This is a genomic window from Streptomyces sp. NPDC052299 (assembly GCF_040679335.1).
Lineage (GTDB): Bacteria > Actinomycetota > Actinomycetes > Streptomycetales > Streptomycetaceae > Streptomyces.
Map to the genome: position 1 here is coordinate 360,884 of NZ_JBFAUP010000006.1, position 17,915 is coordinate 378,798.

General features: G+C 71.6%; 14 protein-coding genes. 9 read left to right on the forward strand and 5 right to left on the reverse strand.

Going from position 1 to position 17,915, the window contains the following annotated elements; genetic code table 11:
* Positions 1-163 precede the first annotated feature (163 nt).
* From AB0L33_RS13455 to AB0L33_RS13470, 4 genes are read left to right on the forward strand one after another with little or no spacing between them, the layout of a single operon-like run.
* Positions 164-1,093 carry an ABC transporter ATP-binding protein gene (locus AB0L33_RS13455; protein ID WP_365680698.1) on the forward strand — a complete coding sequence of 310 codons (930 nt, stop codon included), beginning with the start codon at positions 164-166 and terminating at the stop codon, positions 1,091-1,093.
* 7 nt (positions 1,094-1,100) lie between these two features.
* The gene (locus AB0L33_RS13460; RefSeq protein ID WP_365680700.1) at positions 1,101-1,892 is read left to right on the forward strand and encodes an ABC transporter permease; all 792 of its coding nucleotides are present in this window, start codon (positions 1,101-1,103) and stop codon (positions 1,890-1,892) included.
* Positions 1,893-1,910: 18 nt separating this feature from the next.
* Positions 1,911-3,164, forward strand: coding sequence for a sensor histidine kinase (locus tag AB0L33_RS13465; protein ID WP_365680702.1), 1,254 nt, complete (start codon positions 1,911-1,913; stop codon positions 3,162-3,164).
* A gap of 18 nt (positions 3,165-3,182) precedes the next feature.
* Positions 3,183-3,833: a response regulator transcription factor gene (locus tag AB0L33_RS13470; protein ID WP_365680705.1), complete on the forward strand. Its 651-nt coding sequence runs from the start codon at positions 3,183-3,185 to the stop codon at positions 3,831-3,833.
* Between the two features lie 171 nt (positions 3,834-4,004).
* Here AB0L33_RS13470 and glgX read toward each other — a convergent pair whose 3' ends face one another.
* Positions 4,005-6,263, reverse strand: coding sequence for a glycogen debranching protein GlgX (gene glgX / locus AB0L33_RS13475; RefSeq protein WP_365680707.1), 2,259 nt, complete (start codon positions 6,261-6,263; stop codon positions 4,005-4,007).
* A gap of 152 nt (positions 6,264-6,415) precedes the next feature.
* Between glgX and AB0L33_RS13480 the strand changes: the two genes are divergently transcribed.
* The 5 genes from AB0L33_RS13480 (at position 6,416) to AB0L33_RS13500 (ending at position 11,397) form a co-directional block, all read left to right on the forward strand.
* Positions 6,416-7,642 carry an Ig-like domain-containing protein gene (locus AB0L33_RS13480; RefSeq protein WP_365680709.1) on the forward strand — a complete coding sequence of 409 codons (1,227 nt, stop codon included), beginning with the start codon at positions 6,416-6,418 and terminating at the stop codon, positions 7,640-7,642.
* 177 nt (positions 7,643-7,819) lie between these two features.
* The gene (locus AB0L33_RS13485; RefSeq protein WP_365680711.1) at positions 7,820-9,073 is read left to right on the forward strand and encodes an Ig-like domain-containing protein; all 1,254 of its coding nucleotides are present in this window, start codon (positions 7,820-7,822) and stop codon (positions 9,071-9,073) included.
* A gap of 130 nt (positions 9,074-9,203) precedes the next feature.
* Positions 9,204-9,971, forward strand: coding sequence for an enoyl-CoA hydratase-related protein (locus AB0L33_RS13490; protein WP_365680713.1), 768 nt, complete (start codon positions 9,204-9,206; stop codon positions 9,969-9,971).
* A 274-nt stretch (positions 9,972-10,245) separates the two neighbouring features.
* Positions 10,246-10,761, forward strand: coding sequence for an ATP-binding protein (locus tag AB0L33_RS13495; protein ID WP_365680715.1), 516 nt, complete (start codon positions 10,246-10,248; stop codon positions 10,759-10,761).
* A gap of 420 nt (positions 10,762-11,181) precedes the next feature.
* Positions 11,182-11,397 carry an EF-hand domain-containing protein gene (locus tag AB0L33_RS13500; protein ID WP_365680717.1) on the forward strand — a complete coding sequence of 72 codons (216 nt, stop codon included), beginning with the start codon at positions 11,182-11,184 and terminating at the stop codon, positions 11,395-11,397.
* A 160-nt stretch (positions 11,398-11,557) separates the two neighbouring features.
* Here the strand turns inward: AB0L33_RS13500 and AB0L33_RS13505 are convergent, their stop codons facing one another.
* From AB0L33_RS13505 to AB0L33_RS13520, 4 genes are all read right to left on the reverse strand, one after another.
* Positions 11,558-12,538 (reverse strand): terpene synthase family protein, encoded by a 981-nt coding sequence (locus AB0L33_RS13505; protein ID WP_365680840.1) that lies wholly within the window; start codon positions 12,536-12,538, stop codon positions 11,558-11,560.
* Positions 12,539-13,086: 548 nt separating this feature from the next.
* Entirely contained in the window at positions 13,087-14,415 is a 1,329-nt protein-coding gene (locus AB0L33_RS13510) for an SGNH/GDSL hydrolase family protein (protein ID WP_365680719.1), read from the reverse strand.
* 194 nt (positions 14,416-14,609) lie between these two features.
* A complete protein-coding gene (gene metG / locus AB0L33_RS13515) occupies positions 14,610-16,316 on the reverse strand; it encodes a methionine--tRNA ligase (RefSeq protein WP_365680722.1) in 1,707 nt (568 codons plus the stop codon).
* A 100-nt stretch (positions 16,317-16,416) separates the two neighbouring features.
* Positions 16,417-17,799: an L-serine ammonia-lyase gene (locus AB0L33_RS13520; RefSeq protein ID WP_365680724.1), complete on the reverse strand. Its 1,383-nt coding sequence runs from the start codon at positions 17,797-17,799 to the stop codon at positions 16,417-16,419.
* Positions 17,800-17,915 lie beyond the last annotated feature (116 nt).

Genomic DNA, 17,915 nt, shown 5'->3' on the forward strand with positions numbered 1-17,915 from the left:
TACGGTCCGTCCGGATATCGGTCCTGCGGTTTTATCCCGCCCCCGGCGCACCGACGACCGCGCGCCCCGTAGGGGTCGTAGGGGACATCAACCGATCGGCCGATGCCGGTTCGAGCGCGATGGCCGATACCGGGGCGGGCCCGGCGGGCGGATGCTCGGTGCCATGGCAATCATCGAAGCGAACGGGGTGCGCAAGTCCTACGCCGGCCGCCCCGTGGTCGACGGCGTGAGCTTCGCCGTCGAAGAGGGGGAGATCTTCGGGATTCTCGGCCCCAACGGCGCGGGCAAGACCACCACCGTCGAGTGCGTCGCGGGTCTGCGGGTCCCCGACGCGGGCACCGTCCGGGTCGCCGGGCTCGACCCGGTCGCCGACCGCGACCGGGTGACCGGACTGCTCGGCACCCAGCTCCAGGAGAGCGAACTCCAGACCAGGATCACCGTGCGCGAGGCCCTGGACCTATACAGCGCCTTCTACCCCCGGCTCGCCGACTGGCGCCCGCTCGCCGAACGGCTGGGCCTGGGCGCCAAGCTGGACACCCGCTTCCACCGCCTCTCCGGCGGTCAGAAGCAGCGGCTGTCCATCGCGCTCGCCCTCGTCGGCCGGCCCCGCGTGGTCATCCTGGACGAGCTGACCACCGGCCTGGACCCGCGCGCCCGGCGCGACACCTGGCAGCTGATCGAGGACGTCCGGGACGGCGGCGTCACCGTCGTGCTCGTCACCCACTTCATGGAAGAGGCCCAGCGCCTCTGCGACCGCATCGCCGTCATCGACCGGGGGCGCGTCGTCGCGCTCGACACCCCGGCCGGTCTCGTCGCCGGCGCCGACGGCTCCACCGTCATCTCCTTCACGCCCTCCGCACCGCTGCCCGCGGCGGAACTCGCCGGCCTGCCCGGTGCGGTGTCGTGCGAGACCGAGGACGGCCGGGTCGTCATCAACGGCACCGACGAGACCGTCAACGCCGTGATCTCGCTGCTGGCCCGGCTCCGCGTCACCGCCCACCGCCTGCGCGTCTCCGAGGCCACCCTGGACGACGCCTTCCTCGACCTCACCGGCCCCGCCGACGGGCCCGGCCGCACAGAACGGGCTGCCTGAGATGGCCATGGCCACAGCGCACACCGCACCCACCGCCCCCGCGCCCCGCGCCACCGTGCCCGGCGCGACGCTCGCCGTCCTCAAGGCGGAGACCCGGCTCTTCCTGCGCGAACCCGGCAGCCTCTTCTGGATCATCGTCTTCCCGGCCGCGCTCCTGGTGATCCTCGGCCTCGTCCCGTCCTTCCGGGAGCACGACGACGGGCTCGGCGGCCGGCGCGTCATCGATCTGTACGTGCCCGTCGCGGTGCTGCTCGCCATGATCATGTCCGGGCTCCAGGCGATGCCGCCCGTGCTCACCGGCTACCGCGAACGCGGCATCCTGCGCCGCATGTCCACCACACCGGTGCGGCCCGCCGCGCTGCTCGGCGCCCAGATCGCGCTGCACGGCGCGGCCGCGCTCGTCTCCTCCCTGCTGGTCGTCACCGTGGGGCGGACCGCCTACGGGGTGCGGCTGCCCAAACAGCCGTTCGGCTATCTGCTGGCGCTCCTGCTCGCGGTCGCCTGCGTCCTGGCCATCGGCTCGCTGATCTGCGCGCTGTCGCGCACGACGAAGATCGCCGCCGCCGCGGGCTCGCTCGTCTACTTCTCCATGATGTTCACGGCGGGCGTCTGGGTCCCCGTCCAGGCCATGCCCGACGCCCTGCGCCGCGTCGTCCAGGCCACCCCCTTCGGCGCCGCCTCCCAGGCCCTGGACCAGGCCGCCCGTGGCTCCTGGCCGAGCTGGGCCTACCTCGGTGCTGTCGCCGCCTGGGCCCTCGCGGCCGGGTGGACCGCCATCCGCACCTTCAGGTGGCAGTAGCCGGGGGAGACTTCCCGTATGAGCGCACACGTCACGACGGCCGAGCAGTGGTGGGGCCGGTTCTTCCGGTACGGCCCGTACGGGCTGCTCGGCCTGGCCACCGTCGTCTCGGCCGTCTCCCGGAACCTCGTCATGTCCCCGGCCGACGAGCGCGCCGCCGTGGTGCTCCTCCCGGCGGCGGTCGTCCTCCAGCTGTGGTGGTCCCGCACCGCGCCCGGCGCCGGTCCGAGGATCGGGGTCTGCTACTTCACCGTCCGCACCCTGCTGGCCCTCGCGCTCACCTGGTGCAACCCCTTCTTCTCCATCTACGCGGTGCTCGGCTACTTCGACGCCGCCCGGATCCTCCCGCGGCGCGGCATCCGGCCCGGCCTGCTCGCGGTCGCCGTCATCATGGCGGGCGCCCAGAGCGGCAGCACCCTGCCGCCCGCCACCCTGATGAACTGGGTCGTCTTCGGCGTCGTCCTCGCCGTGCACGCCACGCTCACCATGGTCTTCGCCCAGATCGGCGACCGGGAGGCCGAGCAGGACCGGGCCCGCACCAGGACCATCACCGCCCTGGAGACCGCCAACGCCCGCCTGGAACAGGCCCTCGCGGAGAACGCCGGGCTGCACGCCCAGCTCCTCGTCCAGGCCCGCGAGGCCGGGGTGGCCGACGAGCGGAGCCGACTGGCAGCCGAGATCCACGACACCATCGCCCAGGGCCTCACCGGCATCATCGCCCAGCTCCAGGCGGCGGCCTCCACCGCCGACACCGAGCCGGACCTCGCCCGCGAACACCTCGACCGGGCCGCCGACCTCGCCCGGCACAGCCTCGGCGAGGCCCGCCGCTCGGTGCACAACCTGCTCCCCGCGGCGCTCGAACACGACGACCTGCCCGGCGCACTCAAGAAGACCGTCGCCACGTGGTCCGAACGCACCGGAGTGCGCGCGGAGTTCACGGTCACCGGCACCGTCACGCCCCTGCACGACGAGGTCGGCGCCACCCTGCTCCGCATCGCCGAGGAGGCCCTGGCCAACGCCGCCCGGCACGCCGGGGCGTCCCGGGCCGGGGTCACCCTCTCGTACATGGGCGACGAGATCACGCTCGACGTCCGCGACGACGGCCGCGGCTTCGACCCGGCCGCGCTGCCGCCGTACCGGGGCGCGGGAGGATTCGGCCTCGGCGGCATGCGCTCGCGCGCCGAACGCATCGCGGGCACCGTCGAGGTGGAGACCGGACCCGGCCTCGGCACGGCGGTCAGCGCCCGGGTCCCGCTGGTGCCGCACGGCTGACCCCGTACCGTTGTCCTCATGGACCGGGAACCCGCGCGCGTCATCACGCTGATCGTCGTCGACGACCACCCCGTCGTACGGGACGGACTGCGCGGGATGTTCGCCGCCGCACCGGAGTTCCGGGTGCTCGGCGAGGCGGCCGACGGGGTCGAGGGCGTCGAGATGGCCTTCCGGCTCGACCCCGACGTGGTGCTGATGGACCTGCGCATGCCCGGCGGCGGCGGGGTCGCCGCGATCACCGAGCTGACCCGGCGCGGTGCCCGCTCCAAGGTCCTCGTCCTCACCACGTACGACACCGACTCCGACACCCTCCCCGCGATCGAGGCGGGCGCGACCGGCTACCTCCTCAAGGACGCGCCCCGCGAGGAGCTGTTCACCGCCGTCCGGGCCGCCGCCGAGGGCCGGACCGTCCTCTCACCGGCCGTCGCGTCGCGCCTCGTCTCGGCGGTGCGCGCCCCGGCCGCCCCGGGCAACGAGACGCTGTCCGCCCGGGAGCGCGAGGTGCTGGCGCTCGTCGCCCGGGGGACCTCCAACCGGGAGATCGCCGCCGAGCTGTTCATCAGCGAGGCCACCGTGAAGACCCACCTCACCCACCTCTTCGCCAAGCTCGGCGTCAAGGACCGCGCCGCCGCCGTGGCCGCCGGCTACGACCGCGGCATCCTGGGCTAGGGGGTGCCTTGCCGGTCAGGGCCGGGGCCGCGGTGTCTGGCACGGCACCTCGCGGCGTTGTCGTCAGTCAGCAACGCTCCGCGTTGCCTCCATCCTCCGCCTTGCGGTGCACCGCACCAGACACCGCGGCCTGATCCGGCCCTGACCGGCAAGGCACCCCCGCCCGGTCCCTCACTCCCGTACGCGCAGCAGCAGCACCGACCGCTCCGGCACCGCCAGCCGCTCGCCGCCCCGGTGCACCGTGCCCGGGGGGTCCGCCTGGTCCTCGCGCGAGGTGTCCAGGACCAGTTCGTACGAGTGCGCCCACGGCGGGCCCGGCAGCAGGAAGTCCGCCGGTTCGTGGCCCGCGTGCAGGACGGCCAGGAAGCTGTCGTCGGTCACCTGCTCGCCGCGCGCGTCCCGTCCGGGGATGTCCCGGCCGGAGAGGTAGAGGGCCACCGTCGCGGCCGGGGCGTACCAGTCGGCCTCCGTCATCTCCGCGCCCGCGCCGGTGAACCACGCCAGGTCCCGCAGCCCGTCCGGGGCCTGCGGCCGGCCGGAGAAGAACGCCCGGCGGCGCAGCACCGGATGGCGGTGGCGCAGCGCGAGCACCCGCGCGGTCAGCGCCGCCAGCTCCCGCCACTCGGGCCGCTCCAGCAGCGACCAGTCCACCCAGCCGGTCTCGTTGTCCTGGCAGTACGCGTTGTTGTTGCCGCCCTGCGTACGCCCCATCTCGTCGCCCGCGACGAGCATCGGGACGCCGGTCGACAGGAGCAGCGTGGTGAGCAGGTTGCGCAGCTGGCGGCGGCGCAGCGCGTTGACGTCGGCGTCGTCCGTCTCGCCCTCGGCGCCGCAGTTCCACGCCCGGTTGTCCGAGGTGCCGTCCCGGTTGTCCTCGCCGTTGGCCTCGTTGTGCTTCTCCTGGTAGCTCACCAGGTCGCGCAGGGTGAACCCGTCGTGCGCGGTGACGAAGTTGACCGAGGCGTACGGGCGGCGCCCGCCCCACGCGTACAGGTCGCTCGACCCGGTCAGCCGGTAGCCGAGGTCCCGTACGTCGGGGAGCGCGCCGCGCCAGAAGTCCCGCACGGTGTCCCGGTAGTGGTCGTTCCACTCCGTCCACAGCGGCGGGAACGCCCCCACCTGGTAGCCGCCGCTGCCCACGTCCCAGGGCTCGGCGATGAGCTTGACCCGGCGCAGCACCGGGTCCTGGGCGATCACCGCGAGGAACGGGGAGAGCATGTCCACGTCGTGCATGGAGCGGGCCAGCGCCGCCGCCAGGTCGAAGCGGAAGCCGTCGACGCCCATCTCGGTCACCCAGTACCGCAGCGAGTCCGTGATGAGCCGCAGCACGTTCGGCTGGACGACGTGCAGGGTGTTGCCGCAGCCGGTGTAGTCCGCGTAGCGGCGGGCGTCGCCCTGGAGGCGGTAGTAGCCCCTGTTGTCGATGCCGCGCAGCGACAGCATCGGGCCCAGCTCGCCCGCCTCCGCGGTGTGGTTGTAGACGACGTCGAGGATGACCTCGATGCCCGCGTCGTGCAGCGCGCGCACCATCCGCTTGAACTCGCCGACCTGGCCGCCCGCCGTGCCGCTCGCCGAGTAGCCGGCGTGCGGGGCGAAGTAGCCGATGGAGTTGTAGCCCCAGTAGTTGCGCAGCCCGCGCCGCAGCAGGTGGTCCTCGTGCGCGAACTGGTGCACCGGCAGCAGCTCCACCGCCGTCACCCCGAGGTCCTTCAGATACCCGGTCGCCGCCGGGTGGGCGAGCCCGGCGTAGGTGCCGCGCAGCTCCTCCGGGATGCCCGGGTGCCGCTGGGTGAAGCCCTTCACGTGCAGCTCGTAGATGACGGAGTCCGCCCACGGCGTCTTCGGCCTGCGGTCGTCGGCCCAGTCGTCGTCGTCGTGGACGACGACCCCCTTCGGCACGTACGGGGCGGAGTCCCGCTCGTCCCGGACGGTGTCCGCGAACCGCTGGTCGGGCCAGTCCCTCACATGGCCGTACACCTCGGCCGGAAGGGTGAATTCGCCGTCCACGGCCCGGGCGTACGGATCGAGCAGCAGTTTCGCCGGGTTCCACCGGGCGCCCGTCCACGGGTCCCACCGGCCGTGCACCCGGTATCCGTACCGCCGGCCCGGCCGCACCCCCGGCACGAAGCCGTGCCAGACCTCGTGGGTGAGCTCGGTCAGGGGGAGCCGGGTCTCCGTGCCGTCCGCCTCGAAGAGGCACAGCTCGACGGCCTCCGCGCCGCCCGCCCAGAGCGCGAAATTGGTGCCCGCCACCCCGTCGGGGCCGGTCCTGAAGCGGGCGCCGAGCGGCATCGGCGCCCCCGGCCACACCGCGGGCGGGCGCGGCCGGGGCGTCGCGGCGGCGACCGCCTCCGCCACGGCCCCGGCCGCCCCCGCCGCCGTCCCGGCGTCCGCCTTCGGTACTGCTTCCTGCTCGGCTGCGCTCGACACCTGCTCGCCTCCCGCGGCTCGTGGGACCGGCACCGGAAGGGGGTGTGCGGCGTCCCGGCCGCGGCTCCCCGAGTGCGGCCGTCCCCTCTGTTCTGCCCACCGGGCGGCCCGCACTCACGTTTCCCCCGGGCCGCCGCCGTCGTTGGGGGGACATGACTGACGTAGCGAAGAAGGCAGGGACGCCCCCGTACGCCGCATCGCACGGGCGGTGCCTGCTCGTCGTACTGGCGCTGCTGGCCGTGCTGACGGGCTGTTCGGGGGCCGGTTCGTTCATCGGCGGCAAGGGGAAACCGCAGGAGGCCATCCGGGTCATGCCCGCCGACCGGGCCGAGGGGGTCCGGGCGGACGCCAGGGTCGGCGTCGAGGTGCCCGACGGCCGGCTGGAGAGCGTCCGGGTGCGGCGGATCGAGGACGCGCGGGAGCAGGAGGTGCCGGGCCGGATCGCCGAGGACGGCCACTCCTGGGCACCGGCGAAGGGGGCGCGGCTCGGTCTCGCCGCCAAGTACAGCGTCGACGTGGTCGCGGTGGACGGCGGCGGCCACCGCGCGGCCCGGCACACCACCTTCACTACCGCCGTCCCCAAGGACCGCTTCATCGGCTACTTCAAGCCGGAGAACCGCTCGACCGTGGGCACCGGCATGATCGTCTCCTTCGAGTTCAACCGCCCCGTCACCCGGCGCGGGGCGGTGGAGCGGGCGATCCGGGTGACCGCCGATCCGCCGGTGGCCGTGGCGGGGCACTGGTTCGGGAAGAGCCGCCTGGACTTCCGCCCCGAGGAGTACTGGCAGCCCGGAACCGAGGTCACCGTGGACATCGGGCTGGCCGACGTGGAGGGCGCGCCGGGGGTGTACGGCAGCCAGCGGAAGACCGTGCGCTTCACGGTGGGCCGGGAGCAGATCTCCCGGGTGGACTCCGCCGCGCACACGATGGAGGTGCGCCGGGACGGGCAGTTGGTCTCCACGGTCCCGGTCACCGCGGGTTCGCCGACGACCACCACGTACAACGGGAAGATGGTGGTGAGCGAGATGCACGAGGTGACGCGGATGGACGGGCGGACCGTCGGCTTCGGCGGCGAGTACGACATCAAGGACGTGCCGCACGCCATCCGGCTGACCAAGTCCGGCACCTTCCTGCACGGCAACTACTGGTCCGACGACGACGTCTTCGGCTCCACCAACGTCAGCCACGGCTGCATCGGGCTGCGGGACGTCCAGGGCGGCAGCGGCTCGACCCCGGCCGGCTGGTTCTTCGACCGCACCCTCATCGGGGACGTGGTCGAGGTGGTCAACTCCCCAGACAAGACGGTCGCACCGGACAACGGACTCGGCGGCTGGAACATGGACTGGACCAAGTGGCGGGCGGGTTCAGCGCTCCGGTAGCGGGGCGGTGGAAGCCCGCCGCCACTTGGGACGGAACGGTGACAATTCCGAGAGGATCTGCCCGCAGTCGGTGTGATTATCTCTTTGCTGAGCGCGCGTGTGCAGTGCGCGGGGGCGGGAACCCACGGGTTCCCCGGGCCTTGGCGGGGCCAGGCCGTGTGAGGGGAGACGACCACATTGAACGGGCAGCCGATATCGGGGACATCGGCCGGAACGGGCGGCAGACGGCGGCTGCGGGGAGCCACCGGTCTGCCGGCCCTGGCGGTGGGTGCGCTGTTGCTTCTGGTGACGGCGTGCGGCGGGGGCGACGCCGACGGGGGCAGCGCTGACGGCAAGGCGGGCGGGGTCAAGAACCAGGACACCAGCGCCTCGCAGGCGGTGGTGACCGTCGCGCCCAAGGACGGGACCGACGACGTCGCGACGAGCGGCGCGCTGAAGATCACGGCCGCCCGGGGGAAGCTGACGGTCGTCAAGGTCTCGGACCCCAAGGGCGCCGAGGTCGAGGGGAAGATCGCCGCGGACGGCGCCAGCTGGGTGCCCGACCAGCACCTGGCATCGGCGACCAAGTACAAGGTCCACGCGGTGGCCAAGGACGCCAAGGGCCGTGAGTCCGCGAAGGACACCTCCTTCACCACGCTCGTCCCCAAGAACACCTTCATCGGCCAGTACACCCCGGAGGACGGCTCGACGGTCGGCGTCGGCATGCCGGTCTCCATCCACTTCACCCGGGGCATCACCGACCCGGAGGCCGTCGAGAAGGCCATCAAGGTCACCGCCGAGCCCGCCGTCCCCGTCGAGGGCCACTGGTTCGGCAACGACCGCCTGGACTTCCGCCCCGAGCAGTACTGGGCCGCCGGCACCAAGGTGACCGTGAAGCTCAACCTCGACGGCGTCGAGGGCCGGCCCGGGGTCTACGGCAAGCAGGCCAAGACCGTCTCCTTCACCATCGGCCGCAGCCAGGTCAGCACCGTGGACGCGAAGTCGCACCGGATGAAGGTCGTCCGGGACGGCAAGCAGATCAAGGACATCCCGATCTCGGCGGGCGCCCCGGCCACCACCACGTACAACGGCCAGATGGTCATCAGCGAGAAGCTGCGGGTGACCCGGATGAACGGCGACACCGTCGGCTTCGGCGGCGAGTACGACATCAAGGACGTGCCGCACGCGATGCGCCTGTCCACCTCGGGCACCTTCATCCACGGCAACTACTGGGGCGGTCCCGGCGTGTTCGGCCACGCCAACACCAGCCACGGCTGCGTCGGCCTCCAGGACGTGCGCGGCGGCGGCAGCTCCTCCATGCCGGCGGCCTGGTTCTTCAACAACTCGCTCATCGGCGACGTCGTCGTGGTGAAGAACTCGCACGACAAGACCATCAGCCCGGACAACGGCCTCAACGGCTGGAACATGAGCTGGTCGGAGTGGACCAAGTAGGTCCGCACAGCACACCGCGGCGGGCCCGGCACCGAGATCCACGGTGCCGGGCCCGCCCGCGTCCGCCGTGACGCACGGCACCGCCCCGCCCCGTGCCGCCCAACGGTTAGCGTTGGTTAACCTGCACCCCATGACCGTAACCCTCGAAGTAAGCGGCGGCGTCGGCACCATCCGGCTGGACCGCCCGCCGATGAACGCCCTGGACGTCGCGACCCAGGACCGGCTGCGCGAGCTCGCCGAAGAGGCGTCCCGGCGCGACGACGTGCGCGCCGTGGTGCTCTACGGCGGCGAGAAGGTGTTCGCGGCGGGCGCGGACATCAAGGAGATGCAGGCGATGGACCACGCGGCCATGGTGCTGCGCTCCAAGGCCCTCCAGGACTCCTTCACCGCCGTCGCCCGCATCCCCAAGCCCGTCGTCGCGGCCGTCACCGGCTACGCGCTCGGCGGCGGCTGCGAGCTGGCCCTGTGCGCGGACTTCCGCATCGCCGGGGACAACGCCAAGCTCGGCCAGCCGGAGATCCTGCTCGGCCTGATCCCGGGCGCGGGCGGCACCCAGCGGCTCGCCCGTCTGGTCGGCCCGGCCAAGGCCAAGGACCTCATCTTCACCGGCCGTCACGTCCGGGCGGACGAGGCCCTGACGATGGGGCTGGTGGACCGCGTCGTGCCCGCCGCCGAGGTGTACGAGCAGGCGCACGCCTGGGCGGCCGGGCTGGCGAAGGGCCCGGCGCTGGCGCTGCGCGCGGCCAAGGAAGCCGTCGACGCCGGCCTGGAGACCGACATCGACACCGGCCTCACGATCGAACGGACGTGGTTCGCCGGTCTGTTCGCCACGGAGGACCGGGAACGCGGCATGCGCAGCTTCGTGGAGGAGGGTCCGGGCAAGGCGAAATTCCTCTGACCGAAAGGTGGTTGAAGCCCCGACCGAACGCCGTTGGAGAACGAGAACGGGCGCGTTCATCCGTGCGGGCGGATTAGCGAAACCTTAAGGCAACCTCAAGGACGGCCACTCCCGGAGCCTCGCCGAACCCCGCCAGAAGCGCTGTTTCCGCAGGTCAGATGGGCTGTTTTCAGGTGCTCAGTGCCACTGACATATGCCGGAAGCCCCTCGGGGAACGACTGATTACGGGTCGCGTATTCCCCCGGAACGGCCCCGGAAGGCCCGCCGTGCGGCCATGATGGTGTGCATGGCGGGCCTGGAGGGTGTGGAGCAGCCGCGACCGCGCAGCAGCGCGACAGCGGCACGGAGATTGCCGGCCGTCGAGGACGAACAGGCGTTCAAAGCGCTGGAGTTGTTCGGAAACCCGACGGAGGAAGAAGTCCGGCTGCTCTCCCGTCCGGAGTCCGCGGCCACCGCCCGCCGGCTCACCGCGTGTGTCGTCCTGCACCAGTGGGCGCTCTCCTCGCAGGCCGCCGAACACGCCGTCCTGCTCGTCTCCGAACTCGTCGGGAACGCCGTGCGGCACACCGGTGCCCGGGTCTTCGGACTGCGCATGCTGCGCCGCCGCGGCTGGATCAGGATCGAGGTGCGCGACCCCTCGCGCGGGCTGCCGTGCCTCATGCCGGTCGGCGAGATGGACATCAGCGGCCGCGGCCTCATGCTGGTGGACAAGCTCTCCGACCGGTGGGGCGTGGACCTCTTACCCCGGGGCAAGACCACCTGGTTCGAGATGCGCATCTCCGACCGCTGACCCCGCCCCTCCGCGGACCGGTCCCGGGCAGACAGAAGCCCCCGTGTCGGCCGTGGTGCGGCGCCTCGGGGGCTTCTGTGGGGGGACCGTGAAATGGGGGGTGTGTTCACGGCCGCTCATGACGACCTGGCCCGGGTCAATGGGGGTCGTGTCATCGACTATGACAGACGGAAGAGTCCCCGGCCAAAGCCGCACACTTCGCATAATGCGACATATTTGGACATTTCATTGATGAAACGCAGGTGTGGTGGGTCACGTGCCTGGAAATCAATGAATATTCATGGGTTCACACGCATGATCCATTGATCGTCCACGATATGGACGGCGAGTCCTCGGTTCGCTTCCCCTCCCACGCACCGGCCCGCCCGGGGCGCCCGATAATCTGAGCCCCGTCAGACAGTCATACGAAGGGGCGGAACAGTGGCGGACATCGAGTCGGCGCGCAAGGCGTTCGAGCGGTACGACCTGAACGGCGACGGGCTGATCTCGGCCGCCGAGTACAAGAGCGTCATGGCTCAGCTGGGTGACCCGTACGTCACCGAGCCGGTCGCGCAGGCCGTGATCAACTCCCACGACGCGAACGGCGACGGACTCCTCACCTTCGAAGAGTTCTGGGCCGCGCAGAACAAGGGCTGATCCGGGACAGGCGCCGGGGCCACCGGTTCCGGCCATGGGTGGCCTTCCCGGCCCCGTTCGGGGAGCGCGGGGGCGGTGCGGCGAGAAATGTCCGGAAATCGCTGATGCCGCCCCGCGCGCCGGGCCCGGTCACCACCCCGCCCGCCCCCGCCCGGTCCCGTCAGGCCGCGAAATTACGGGACATCGGGCCGTCTTCCTCGATCTCCGTCAGCTCCGGGCGGGTGTAGCGCTCGGCGCGGGCGTGGTAGTCGAAGTCCCCCCGTACGAGCCCCCGGTAGTCCAGGACGCAGCGCTCCAGGGCGATGCGTGTCGGGCCCTCGATTCCGGCCGCCTCGATCTCCTGCACGAGTTCCTTCTCGGCCCGCTGCACCCGGTCCGCGATGCGGCCGAGCAGGATTCCGGCTTCGTCCACCGCCTCCTGGAGCGTGCAGCCCCGGTCGCGCTGGAGCAGCCGGACGGTGTTGTGCTCGTATCCGAGCACCGCCTCCTTCTCGAACGAGCAGATGTCGTTGCAGAGCCCGGAATGGTCGGCCACCGCGTTTCGAAGCGCGATATAGGCGGGAAGGCTCCGGGCGGATTCCGGGAGGTCGATTCCGGCAGTGATCTCGTGCAGATCCAGGAACGGCTGCATCGCCACGGAATCGCGGCGGTGCTTCACGAAGTCGGCGGTGCTCGGCACATGGCCCGCCGCCCGGTCCACGGCCTCCGCGTAGTACGTCCACAGCCAGGCCGCGGTGTCCCGCCGGAACTGCCGCACCCAGTGCGCCGGACGGTCCACGCAGGTCCGGGCGAGCAGTTCGTCCAGCGCGTGCTCCATGCGACCGACGGGGGCCCGCACCCCGTCCAGGACGTCCACCAGACGCCCGATCGCGCTCTCGCACAGCCGGGGGTCGCGCCCGGCCGGGCCGTCGTCGAACTCGTCGTCCACCAGGAAGGCCCAGAAGAGCCACTGGCAGAACAGGTCCAGGTGCTTCTGCGAGGCCCGGGGGAATATCAGCGAAATCCAGAGTTCCGGGCGGGTCCGGATCATCTTCTTCACGGCCACGGGTGACAGGACGAGTCCACTGGCCTCCGCCCATTCCCAGGCGGCATTCTTCGTCTTCTCAACTCCCGGATGACATCCCGCACTTTCGAACGGCATGTGGAATTCGGGAAGCGCGATCTTGCTCATGGTGCACCTCGTCGTGACGATAAGAACAGGGCAGGGGGGTGCGCGAGACGGATACGCGCACGCGGAACGCGCGACGACGAATGGCGGACCACCGAGCGGCCGGGCGGCAGCGGCCCGCGCCGGAACGGCGGGAGCGCGCTGGGATCGGAGGCGTGCCGCGACGGAGCCCGCCGCACCGGCGATCCGGTGCGGGTGCGGCGGGCGGTCACCATCGGGCCCCCCGCCGCCCCTCCGGCCGGCCGTACGCGGTCCGTACGGCCGGATCACGCCGTGGGCGTGCCGGGCAAGGGGCGGCTGGCATGGCTGTCCTCTTTCCTCCGCGCGCACCGGGCGGCCGGAGCCCGGCCCGGGGCAGCGCACCGCCTGACGTGCGCGGCGGTCGCGTCACCACTCGTCACGTCCAGTGAACTCCCCGCGGGCGACGGAGGGAAGGAGCAGGTGACCGAAAATGTGTGATCGACATGAACTCCTGCGCGGTTGTGAGCAGTTGGCGTACTCCTGGGGTGTTCCCGGGCGGGTCAGTTGTAGCCGAAGCCCGCCGGGAGCGGCGACGGCTCGAAGAGGCGGGCCGGAACGGCCTCGGCGAGCGCCCGGTAGCCGGCCGGGTTCAGGTGCAGGTGGTCGCCGACCTCCAGGGAGGCGCGGAGCGCCGTGGGCCGGTGCGGATCGCGGACCGCCCGGTCGAAGTCCAGCACCGCGTCGAACCGGCCACTGGTGCGTATCCAGGTGTTGACCCTCTGCCGCGCCTCCTCGCGGTACCCGTCCGGATCGTCGTAGCCCGTGTTGCCGCCGAAGGGCGTCAGCGTCGCCCCGTACACCCGGATGCCCTGGGCGTGGGCGCGGGTGATGATCTGGTCGTACGCGGTGATGACGGCCTCGGCCGTGCGCTTCTGGGCCGCCGGGGTGGCGTCCGCCGTGCCGATGTCGTTGACGCCCTCGAAGACGATCAGCCGGTCCGTCCCGCTCTGCGCCAGGACGTCGCGGTCGAGCCGGGCCAGCCCGTTGGGGCCCAGCCCGTCGGCGAGCAGCCGGTTCCCGCCGGCCGCCTGGTTGACCACGGAAGTGCGGTCCGTCAGCCGCCGCTGGAGCGCGTCCGGCCAGCGGTCGTTGCCGTTGGTCGTGGAGCCCCGGCCGTCCGTCAGGGAGTCCCCGAGCACGGCAGTCGCCGACGTGGTGGACCGGGCCCAGACCTCGACGCCGCTGAGCAGGTACCAGTGGTCGGTGGTCGTCGCGCCGGGCAGGTCCGTGTCCCGTACGTGGTCGCCCCGCAGCAGGTACGAGGTCGTGCGGGAGCCCGGGTGCGAGGTGAGCGCGGTGGACGCCTGCCCGGTCGCCAGGTAGACCGTCGCCGTGAGGTTGGACCCGGGGGCGACCCGGAAGTCCAGCGGGTCGGAGACGGCCTGCGCCCCGGCCGGTACGTCGATGGACGGCGAGCCCCGGAAGGTCACCTTGTGAGAGGTCCCCGGGCGGATCGCCCCGGTCCCCGCCTTCCCGTCCAGCGGGAGGGCCACGGAGACCTCGGTGATCGGCAGCACCGCGCCGCCGAACGCGTTGGAGAACCGCAGCCGGATGTGGTCGCCGCCCGCCGAGACGTGGACGGTCTGCCGCAGCGTCGTGTCCGTGAGTACGGAGTCGTCGCCGGTGAAGGGGCCCGGGGGCATGTTCGACGGCTCGGTCAGCTGGGGCATCGACGTCCAGGTGCTGACCCAGTGCGCGCCGTGCTCCCGGGGGCCGGGTGCATCGCCCGAGTGCGCGTCACCGGCGCCGAGGGCCGGGGAGACGGCGGCGAGGGTGGCGCAGAGCGCCCCCGCGGTGATCAGGCTGAGGAGCGACGTTCTTCGGTTCATGGCGGTGTTCCCTCTGCGTGGTGGGTTCTCCATGCACACGTGCGTGCCCCGGCCGGGCACGCGGCAGATTAGCGTCACCGGAACTTTCGGTCAATGGTTCGAAATATTTCGACGTCCGAGCGCGCGGGGTCCCGGAACGCGAAGTCGCCCGGCCGGAAGGACCCGGCCGGGCGACGACGTACGACGGTGCGGGACTACTGGGCGCCGAAGCGCGAGCGCCACGCCTCCAGGTCCTCGTCGGTGATCTTGGCGAAGAGCACCGGCGGCACCGTGAAGGCGGTCCCGGCCGGCACGGACGCCAGGGCGCGGGCCTCCTCGGCGCTCACCCAGGTCGCCGTGTCGTCCGCCAGGGCGAACGCCTCGCGCATGGCCCGCGCGGAGGACGGGATGAACGGCTCCGAGACGACCGCGTACAGGTGGATCAGGTTCATCGCGGTGCGCAGCGTGAGCGCGGCGCCCTCCTGGTCGGTCTTGATCTCCAGCCAGGGGGCCTTCTCCTCCAGGTAGGAGTTGCCCGCGCTCCACAGCGCGCGCAGCGCCTGGGCCGCCTTCCGGAACTGGAGCGCCTCCATGTGGCCCTCGTACTCGGCGAGCAGCCGCGCGATCTCCTCGCCCAGCTTCCGCTCGGCCTCCCCGGCCTCCTTGCCCGCCGGGACCTCGTCGCCGAACCGCTTGCGCGAGAAGGACAGCACCCGGTTCACGAAGTTCCCGAGGGTGTCGGCCAGGTCCTTGTTGACCGAGGTGGCGAACAGCTCCCAGGTGAACGACGTGTCGTCCGACTCGGGGGCCTGCGCCATCAGGAAGTAGCGCCAGTAGTCCGCGGGCAGCAGTTCGAGGGCCGTGTCCGAGAAGATGCCGCGCTGCTGCGACGTCGAGAACTTGCCGCCGTAGTAGTTCAGCCAGTTGAACGCCTTGACGTGGTCGACCCGCTTGACCGGCTCCCGGGTGCCGATCTGCATCGCCGGGAACATCACCGTGTGGAACGGGACGTTGTCCTTGGCCATGAACTGCGTGTACCGGACGTCGGACGCGTCGTACCACCAGGACTTCCAGTCCCGGGTCTCCGGCTCCAGGTCCGCCCACTCCTTCGTCGCCCCGAGATACTCGATGGGGGCGTCGAACCAGACGTAGAAGACCTTGCCCTCGGCCGCCAGCTCCGGCCAGGTGTCCGCCGGGACGGGCACGCCCCACTCCAGGTCACGGGTGATCGACCGGTCGTGCAGGCCCTCGGTGAGCCACTTGCGGGCGATCGAGGACGCCAGGTGCGGCCACTCGTCGCTCGTCTTGTCGATCCACGCCTCGACCTCGCCGGACAGCTTCGACTGGAGGAGGAAGAGGTGCTTGGTCTCCCGGACCTCCAGCTCGCTGCTGCCGCTGATCGCGGAGCGCGGCTCGATCAGGTCCGTCGGGTCCAGCACGCGGGTGCAGTTCTCGCACTGGTCGCCGCGCGCCTTGTCGTAACCGCAGTGCGGGCACGTACCGACGATGTAGCGGTCCGGCAGGAAGCGGTCGTCGGCGATCGAGAAGACCTGGCGGATCGCCCGCTCCTCGATGAAGCCGTTCTCGTGCAGCTTCCGGGCGAAGTGCTGGGTGATCTCGCGGTTCTCGGCGGAGGAGCTGCGCCCGAAGTAGTCGAACGCGAGCCCGAACCCGTCGTAGACCGCCTTCTGCGCGTCGTGCTGCTGCGCGCAGAACTCGGCCACCGGCAGCCCGGCCGCCTTCGCGGCCAGCTCCGCCGGGGTGCCGTGCTCGTCGGTGGCGCAGATGTACAGCGCCTCCTCGCCCCGCTGGCGCAGATACCGCGTGTAGACGTCCGCCGGGAGCATCGACCCGACCAGGTTCCCCAGGTGCTTGATCCCGTTGATGTAGGGAAGCGCGCTGGTGATCAGGTGTCGAGTCATCGTCGGATGCTCCCAGTTTCTAAGGTGCCGGTGCCTCTGTCGCAGGCCGTTTGCATCTTATCGAATGGGGGAGAGCCCCCTTTACCGGATTTCCGGCGCCTCAGCACTCGATGATGTTGACCGCGAGCCCGCCCCGGGCCGTCTCCTTGTACTTGACGGACATGTCCGCGCCGGTCTCCTTCATCGTCTTGATGACCTTGTCGAGGGAGACCTTGTGGCTGCCGTCGCCGCGCAGGGCCATCTTGGCCGCCGTGACCGCCTTCACCGCGGCCATGCCGTTGCGCTCGATGCAGGGGATCTGGACGAGGCCGCCGACCGGGTCGCAGGTGAGGCCCAGGTTGTGCTCCATGCCGATCTCGGCGGCGTTCTCCACCTGCTCGGGGGTGCCGCCCAGGACCTCGGCGAGGGCGCCGGCGGCCATGGAGCAGGCGGAGCCGACCTCGCCCTGGCAGCCGACCTCGGCGCCGGAGATGGAGGCGTTCTCCTTGAACAGCATGCCGATCGCGCCCGCCGCCAGCAGGAAGCGGACGATGCCGTCCTCCTTCTCGGCCTCCGTGCAGCCGCCCGCGGCGAAGTTCATCCAGTAGTGCAGGACGGCCGGGATGATGCCGGCCGCGCCGTTCGTCGGGGCGGTGACCACCCGGCCGCCCGCCGCGTTCTCCTCGTTGACCGCCATCGCGTAGAGGGTGATCCACTCCATGGCGTGCGTCTGGGGGTCGCCCTCCGCGCGCAGCTGGCGGGCGGTCTTCGCGGCGCGGCGGTGCACCCTGAGACCGCCGGGCAGGACGCCCTCGCGGGACATCCCGCGCGTCACGCACGCCTGCATGGCCCGCCAGATGCCGAGGAGCCCGGAGCGGATCTCCTCCTCGGTGCGCCAGGCGCGCTCGTTCTCCAGCATCAGCGAGGAGATCGAAAGACCGGTCTCGCGGGCCAGGCGCAGCAGCTCGTCGCCGGTGCGGAAGGGGTGCTTCAGGACCGTGTCGTCGAGCACGATCCGGTCCTCGCCCACGGCGTCCTCGTCCACGACGAAGCCACCGCCGACCGAGTAGTAGGTCTTCTCCAGGAGCAGGGCGCCGTCGGTGTCGTACGCGAAGACGGTCATGCCGTTGGCGTGGTACGGGAGCGCCTTGCGGCGGTGCAGGACGAGCTGCTCGTCCGCGTCGAAGGGGATCTCGTGCATGCCGAGCAGGTTGATCCGGCCACCGGTGCGGATCGCCTCGACCCGCTCGTCGGCCGTCTCGACGTCCACGGTGCGCGGGGACTCGCCCTCCAGGCCGAGCAGGACCGCCTTGGGGGTGCCGTGGCCGTGGCCGGTGGCGCCGAGGGAGCCGTACAGCTCGGCCCTGATCGAGGCGGTGTGGGCGAGCAGGCCCTCGTTCTTCAGGCGGCGCGCGAACATGCGGGCGGCGCGCATGGGGCCGACCGTATGGGAGCTGGACGGGCCGATGCCGATCGAGAACAGGTCGAAGACCGAGATGGCCACGGGGTGACTCCTAAGGGTTGGTAGACGCCGTTGTCTGCCGGGTGGTGCGGTACGGGCGCGGGCGGCCCGGAGTGCAAGAGACAAAGCGGGGGACAGCGCGGGGACAAGGGACGGGG